This window comes from uncultured Maribacter sp., assembly GCF_963975365.1.
In the GTDB taxonomy this organism is placed as follows: domain Bacteria; phylum Bacteroidota; class Bacteroidia; order Flavobacteriales; family Flavobacteriaceae; genus Maribacter.
The window spans coordinates 19557-27402 of record NZ_CAXBGF010000025.1 but is presented as its reverse complement, the minus strand read 5'-3'; the positions used below and the strand labels follow the sequence as shown (position 1 = coordinate 27402).

The following is a 7846-nucleotide window of genomic DNA, read 5'->3' as shown; positions in this document are numbered from 1 at the left end:
TAATATCAATTGTGTTTCCATCAGCAATGGTTAAATCAGTTCCGGTCAAACTCAAGGTTTGGTCATCGGTATCGGTATCGATTCCGCTAATATCAATTGTGTTTCCATCAGCGATAGTTAAATCGTTTCCAATCAAACTCAAGGTCTGGTCGTCCGTATCGGTATCAACGTATGCACTCAAGTCAACCGAGTTACCATCGGCAATAGCTAAAATGTTACCGGTCAAACTCAAGGTCTGATCATCGGTATCTGTATCGATTCCGCTAATATCAATTGTGTTTCCATCAGCAATGGTTAAATCAGTTCCGGTCAAACTCAATGTCTGGTCATCGGTATCGGTGTCAACATATCCACTCAAGTCCACTGTCGTATCCGCTGCTGTTCCATTCCCTAAAGTAAGGATGTTAGTCGTATTGTTCAAGGCAATGGTCTGGGCATCCGTGTTGTCCAGGTAAGAACTCAAGTCCACTGTTACCGCTGCACCGTTCTCGATCGCTATCGTTAAAACATTACTGACATCGATACTCGCTCCGGTCAGATCCTGAACATCGGTATTGTCCAGGTAACCACTTAAATCCACCGTTACAGGGTCACCGTTCTCGATCGCTATCGTCAGGATATTGCTACCGTCGATCGTAGCACCGGTCAGGTTCTGATCGTCCGTACTTACATATCCGCTCAAGTCCACTGTCGTATACCCTGCTGTTCCATTCCCTAAAGTAAGGATGTTAGTCGTATTGTTCAAGGCGATGGTCTGGGCATCCGTGTTAATGCTACTCAAAGGAACATCAAAATCAGTACCGGCTTCTGTAATACGAAGATTCGAACCAACTACACTAAATGAACTTATCAATTCGTTAGTATCACTAGCGTCACCAGGTATCGCACTCCCACCAACCTTTTGCCACGTTGTTCCATCCCAAGCATATAATTGCCCAGTATCCGTATCTATATATGTATCTCCTGAATTTGTACCATTTGTACTTGGCGCTCCTGAAGCTAAAACAGCTAATTCATTGGTCTCATCTGTATCTTGATCAGCACTAATATGATTATTAATTAGTGTTGTATTACTTGTTATTGCATTACCGGCATCTATTTTTTCTTGATCCAAATCTGCTTGAACTTCTTCTATAGCTGCTTGAGTGTTAGAACTTGCTATATTTCCCGATGGAGAAAAAGCAACTTCACTTGCATTCTGGTCGTCCGTTCCATCGAAACTTGTTGTGGTGTTGTCCTCAGACACAAAATCAAATATACCATCTGAATTTGCATCGCTTAATGTCGTAACTGTCTCGTTGATATCGGAAATGGTACCGTCCGCCTCCGTTAAGGTCGCGATCCGGTTACCTGCAACAAGGTTGCTGATTACTAATCCGTTCGTATCTATCGTGACATCACTACCGTCATTATTCGTGAACGTATAGGTCCCATCAAGATTTGCCGTGATATCCGATTTTGAAATGGTAACACTTGCCCCGGCCTCGTTGACCAAAGTAACGTTACCGTCATTGTTGTCCACTATCGAGATTATCGTTTCTTGAATGGATACCGTTGTACCGTCTTCTTTTTCATAAAGACCGATTTCATTACCAGTGGTCGATGTACCGGTAATATCGGTAATCGTTTCGTTGATATCGGAAACAGTTCCATCGGCCTCGGTCAAGGTCGCGATCCGGTTACCCGCAACAAGGTTGCTGATCACCAAACCGTTGGTGTCGATAGTAACATCACTACCGTCATTGTTCGTGAACGTATAGGTCCCGTCAGGATTTGCCGTGATATCCGATTTTGAAATGGTAACACTTGCCCCGGCCTCGTTGACCAAAGTAACGTTACCGTCATTATTGTCCACTATCGAGGTTATCGTTTCGTTGATAACAACTAAATCTGCATTTTCATTTTCATAAACACCAATAGTATTACCCGTTGCCAAAGTACCTGACATGGTAGTAATGACCTCTGAAGGTAGCGCAATGAAAGTTTGTCCACCAGTTTCATCAAAATAAACCAACTCCCTTGTTGCAGGATTAAAAGTCAAGGCACCAACATTTAAAGCTATATTGGTCGTAACATTATTTTCATTGGTATAATCTAACGAGTTGCCGTCTGCTCCCAATGCCAAACTACCCGTATTAAGTGGTATGATATTGGTATTGTTATCCTCATCTAGGTATTCCAAAGAATTACCATTTAAAGTAAGTGTAGTCAAAGACTCTGCCGGAAGAACTGCCGTTATGGGTGCTCCACCATCCTCCAGCTCCAAAGTAAGTGTACGTGTAGCCGTATCATAACTAAAATCCAACACCTGTTGGTTATCCTTATCTGTAGCTGATGTCAACTCCCAAGAATCCCCATCCCAAAAATAAATGGTTCCCGTTGTAGTGTTTACATACAAATCTCCCAAATCGGCACCTGCCGGAGTTGCAACACCTGGCGCAGATACATCTGTTCCTTGTAGAACTTCACAATTACATTGATCTTCTAGGGTTACTGTGGTTTGTGCTATAGAAATGCCTGACAACAGTAAAGCAATGATTACAATTAAAGATTTAATGGTATTAGTTAGGGTTGTAGTAGTTTGACTGTTCATACTTTTATTATTCAATTCCACCTTCAATAATTTTTTGGTCATATAGATTTTTCAAATTGTGGTTACTTTATAGTTCAGATTATTTTTAAACAAGGGGGAATCACTACTAATCACAATACACAAATATTAATTATAAGTAGTACACGCTAAAACAAATGTTGTGTAGAGATATATTTACACCATATGGGTAGACAAACATGAGGTAAGGATTATCAAAATAAGAGAAAATTACATGTATGCTTTATCGAACAGCTATTGATTTTAATGCCCTTATACGAGTCAATACATAAAAAATAAAATTGAAAAAATACTAACTAGTGGGTAGTAAATAATCCTCAGGGCAAGCCCCGAGGCATTATGTTAGAATAAGTTTAGCTGGTTGGTTTTAGGTAATATTCCATACTCCTCCTTTTTTCCTTGATTCTTTACATACTGAGCAATTACCTTTTCATTACTATGCCTAGCAATCGTATTAATATAATATCCGCTTCCCCAAAAAGCACCACCCCAAAGCGCTCTTTTAACCCCGGGAGCTTCTGCGAATATCTCTTTGGCCGTAATACTCTTTATTGTCCGTGCTATCTTGGTAGGACTATAGGAAGGAACACTTTGAAGTAGAAAATGAATATGATCCATATCAGAACCAATTTCCAGATAATGAATCTCATACCTATCTTCAATATCCAAACAGGTACGTTTCAAAATACGATCAACTTTTGGACTCAAAACAAATCGAAGATACTTTGTTGAACAAACCAAATGGCATAACAACAATGAAACATTATGGCTTTTATGAATATGGGTGCTTGAGCTAAAGCTCAAGATTACTATTTTTCCCCGTGCGAGGCAAGCCTCGGGGTATTAAAAAACCCTCTTAGAATAAAAAAAACAAGCGAAAATTCAAATAAGGCTGTCTTATAAGTTTTAATTCAATTTCTAAGAATTTACAAGGATTTTTAATCGTTAAAACACAGAATAAAAATCTATATCTTAATACAAAAAAGAAGTGATTCTAATTTTTCTTTGTTCTATAAGTTATTCTTCTATTGGTAATAACAGAATCCACTAAAGTTGTCAAAACGACCTCATTTGATACAACAGGTGTACATGAAACAGCCCCAGAATTTGACATAATCACTCTAAACATATAGCCGTTTTTATCTACATTCGGCTTAATAGTTGTCAATGTTGTTGTCTGGGTTCCAGAATATTCAGAACCTTCTGTTAAATTATTGTAACTGAGACCACCATTTGTGCTCAACTGCCATTGGTAGGTATTTACGTTATTAGCGCTAACAGAAAAAACACCATCATTTCCTACTATAACACTTAAATCAAACGGTTGCCCTGTAATTGTGGCAGGACTAACCGTTATTGTTTGGGTAACATCAGTACTGTTACCTCCATCATCGGTAATTCTATATGTTCTAGTTATTATTTCAGGATTGGTACCACCATCACTTACATTACTTATAAAAGTTACTGTTGGATTTACTGTACAATTATCAGCCTCATCAGTTACAACCGTTATATCAGCAGCTGGTACATCACTCGTACAAAAAACTGTTATTGAATTTGGATTGCTAGCAGTGGGTGCTACATTATCTACTGTAATAGTAGCTACATCTGTAATATTAAGTGAAGGGTCACCCGGTGTACCACCATATTCGACTACATATCCTTGTGGTTGATAGTCACCACCTCCACCTGCATTTGGTAAATCGTTCCATGATCCATTCGGATTGATGTTAGGATGAGTAATATGTGCATAATCTTCACCACCAGAATCATTAGGTTCCCCAGCATTCCAAAAAGCATAGGTTATCTCTGTTCCTGCAGCAGCTCCATTCCAAAAAAGAGTTCCTGCCTCTGGTCCAGTCACCCATCGCCATTCACCCTCAACAGCTGTATCAGTTGCTCCGATCCAACCGGTTCCTATTGCCTGTGTTCCAGAAAAATCTGCCTCATCTTGAGATGTTAAAGTTGCCAAATAACCTTGAAGACCATAATATGTGCTTGCATTGGCAGCTGCATTGGCATCTGTCCAGGTAATTCCCAAATTCGAAACATATTCATAATAGTGGCCTGTACTGGGTAAATAATTTGGCACACCAACAGTAATAGAAAATTGCCTTGTACCCGAAGGTACTCCAGAACTTGAGTATTCTACAGCCAAAACTGCAGTTTCAAATTCTGTATAAGTTGCGGGCCCAGAGAGTGTTATTTTACCTTGTGTAGCATCCCAAGTAGAGGTAATATTGGGGTGTGTGCCAGTAAGCGTTAAAAGATCTTCTCCATTTACATAACCATTGGAAATTTGTATATAAACAGCATTGGTCGTTGTGTCGTCTGAATCGCTAATACTGATAGTTTCTACCACAGGAATTGAGTCACCAGGGCAAAATATTTGATTACCCGTCGCTATTAAGACTGGAGGTTCATCTCCAACCACAGGATCAAATGATACTGTAAACAGCACATCGTCTATTCGTATTCTATCACCATTACCCCAATTCCCACTAGAACTTTCAAAATAAATTGCAGGATTTGATGCAATCTCAGCAGCTGTAAGATTATAAGTTAATGTTCCTGTATTATTAGAATTGACATTGAAAATCTGATTGAAAGTTGCTGTATCTGTATTATATATATAAATACCTAATGACTCACCACCTCTTGCTGTACCATCATAGTTTAAAGTTAATATAGCACTACTCGCCCCAGTCAATGGTACAAATCGATACATATCCGCTCCATCTAGGTTGTTAAATGTTAATTGATTGGAATTAATTGAAATCTTTCCACTATTCGCACTATTGTTATCGTAACGTTCCGTCCAGTTACCTGAAAAATTTTGAGTCCCGTTGTTATTCGAATACGAACTATTATTAAAATTATCATAATAGGTCTGTTGTCCATTTATAACGGATGAACAAACTACGATAAACAAAAGACTAAATATGTATTTTAAATTCATAAGTTTTAGGCCTAAGATTTTTGCGTTTGATCAAAATGATAGGTATAGCATAAATCATTAGCTAAAATAAACATAGTACTGAATTAGCGCTAAAAATTGTTGTGAAGTATTGTTATTACTAAGTGAATGAATGGAATACTGCTGTTTACCTTTAATACAAATCAATGCTTTGCAATGGTATTTCATCTATTAAGGTCTAAAAAATATATGGGTTTCAGAGTGTCAAAAAAGCATTTCTAATGTAAAGAACAAGTAATATTTCATCTTCCAAAACGAAAAAAGCAACTATATAATTGGTTGCTTTTTTAAATTTTAATTATGAGATTATTCTAGAATAATAAACTCTGACCTTCTATTAACATCGTGTTTTTCAGCCCTACATTTTACACCGTCGGCACATTCATTTAGTAGTTTGGTTTCACCAAAACCTTCACTAACTAGCCTGTCTGTTGAAATACCTTTTTTAATCATATAGTTCACTGTAGACTCAGCCCTTTTTTGCGAAAGCCAAAGATTATAAGCAGCTGGTCCTCTACTATCTGTATGTGAATTAACCTTTAATTTAAGACTAGGATATTTCTCCATAGCAGCTATAACTTTTTCAATTTCTACTTCTGAATCTTTTCTAATATTATACTTATTGAAATCAAAATAAATTGTGCTTAATTGTAATAATTTTGCCAAATCATCGCCAAAACCTGCTGTTATTTGGTCTCTCTCAAGGTAAAAATCAATAATTTTTGGTTTACCATCAGAAACACCTATATATTCCTCGAACGGTATATACCCTTCCATTAAAGCCCTTACAAAATTACCTTTATTGCAATCTAATTCTAAATTATAGTGTCCGTCAGAATCTGTAATTGTTAAAAAAAGCTCATCGTTATTTTCATTAATAACTTTTATTGTTGCACCTACCAGAACTTCATTTGTGATTTTATCCCTTACTGTTCCTGTTACTTTTTGAATACAATCAAATTCTAGTGGTCGAGTCTCTGTAAAACTATAAATATCATCATACCCTAAGCCATCTGCCCTATTTGAGGCTACATATCCCGTCCTTAATTCTTCATTAAAAATAAACGTAAAATCATCGCTATTACTATTTACCGGTTGGCCAACATTCAATACTTTACCTGTAAAATCTTTTCTTTTGATCTTGGTTGCAAAGACATCTAATCCTCCTAAACCAGGATGACCATCTGAAGAAAAATACAAGATTTCCTCACTTGTTATATAAGGGAATGTTTCACGTGCTTCTGTATTAATATTAGGTCCCAAATTTTGTGGTGGTCCAAATGAATAATCTTCGTTTATAGATACCATAAACAAATCTGATGCACCAACCGCTCCAGGCATATCTGAAACAAAGTACAATGTCTTCTCATCTGGACTTAAAGCTGGGTTAGCAACTGAATAAGAATCACTATTAAAAGGAAGTTCTTCAACTTCGCCCCATACCCCCTCATCATTTAATTTTGCTCGTAATATTTTTAACCTGACAATTCCCTTATCATCTTTTACCGTTCTCCTCTTTTCAGAATTGTTTCGAGTAAAATATAACGTTTGACCATCTTTGGTAACTACTGATGTTGACTCATGAAATCGGGTATTTACATTTTCATCTAATTTCTTAACACTATTTAAAGAAGAGCTATCTGCATTTACCTCATATAGATCTAAAAAATCTTTGGCATTCCAAGTATGTCGATATTTCGCAAAGTTACCAGTATCTCGATCCGAAGAAAATATTAATCCCTCTTTATGGTATGAAGGTGCAAAATCTGAGTATGGTGAGTTGTATTCAAAAGTTCCAAGATTATATCTATCTGAATTTTCTTTAATTTCCTTCATATAATCACGAACCTTAGTGAAGGCGTTTGCACGGCCGTCGCTTTTCGTAATTTCTGTAAATTTGGACATCACCGAATTCGAAGTATCATAATCTCCCAAAGTTTTCAATGTCTGGGCATATTTAAAATAATCTTCAGCCGTAACTTCTACTGAATATTCCGCTACTAATCTTTTAAAGGTATCAGCAGCATCTTTATAATCTGCATTATAGTAATAAGAATTACCTAATTTTCTTAACAAATCTGCAGATACATAACCCTTATCCAATACTTTTTTATAAATATCAATTGCAGGACTAAATGAATAAGCTTCAAATTTCTCATTTCCCTTCTCAATTAACCGTTCTTGAGCGTAGGTTAAACCATGTAATAAAAATAAGATTACTAAAATAAACTTTACGCTATGTTTCATATATAAGTTTG

General features: G+C 36.8%; 4 protein-coding genes. All 4 read right to left on the bottom strand.

Features of this window, described 5'->3' with window-relative positions; all coding sequences use genetic code 11:
- Positions 1-2635: hypothetical protein (locus tag AACZ49_RS17925; RefSeq protein ID WP_339657568.1), on the bottom strand; the 2635-nt coding region annotated here is incomplete at its 3' end.
- 318 nt (positions 2636-2953) lie between these two features.
- Positions 2954-3415: an IS200/IS605 family transposase gene (gene tnpA / locus AACZ49_RS17920; protein ID WP_339652165.1), complete on the bottom strand. Its 462-nt coding sequence runs from the start codon at positions 3413-3415 to the stop codon at positions 2954-2956.
- A 190-nt stretch (positions 3416-3605) separates the two neighbouring features.
- Complete coding sequence (locus AACZ49_RS17915) at positions 3606-5570, bottom strand: C-type lectin domain-containing protein (RefSeq protein WP_339657566.1); 1965 nt, start codon at positions 5568-5570, stop codon at positions 3606-3608.
- Positions 5571-5894: 324 nt separating this feature from the next.
- A complete protein-coding gene (locus AACZ49_RS17910) occupies positions 5895-7835 on the bottom strand; it encodes an OmpA family protein (protein WP_339657565.1) in 1941 nt (646 codons plus the stop codon).
- Between the last annotated feature and the right edge of the window lie 11 nt (positions 7836-7846).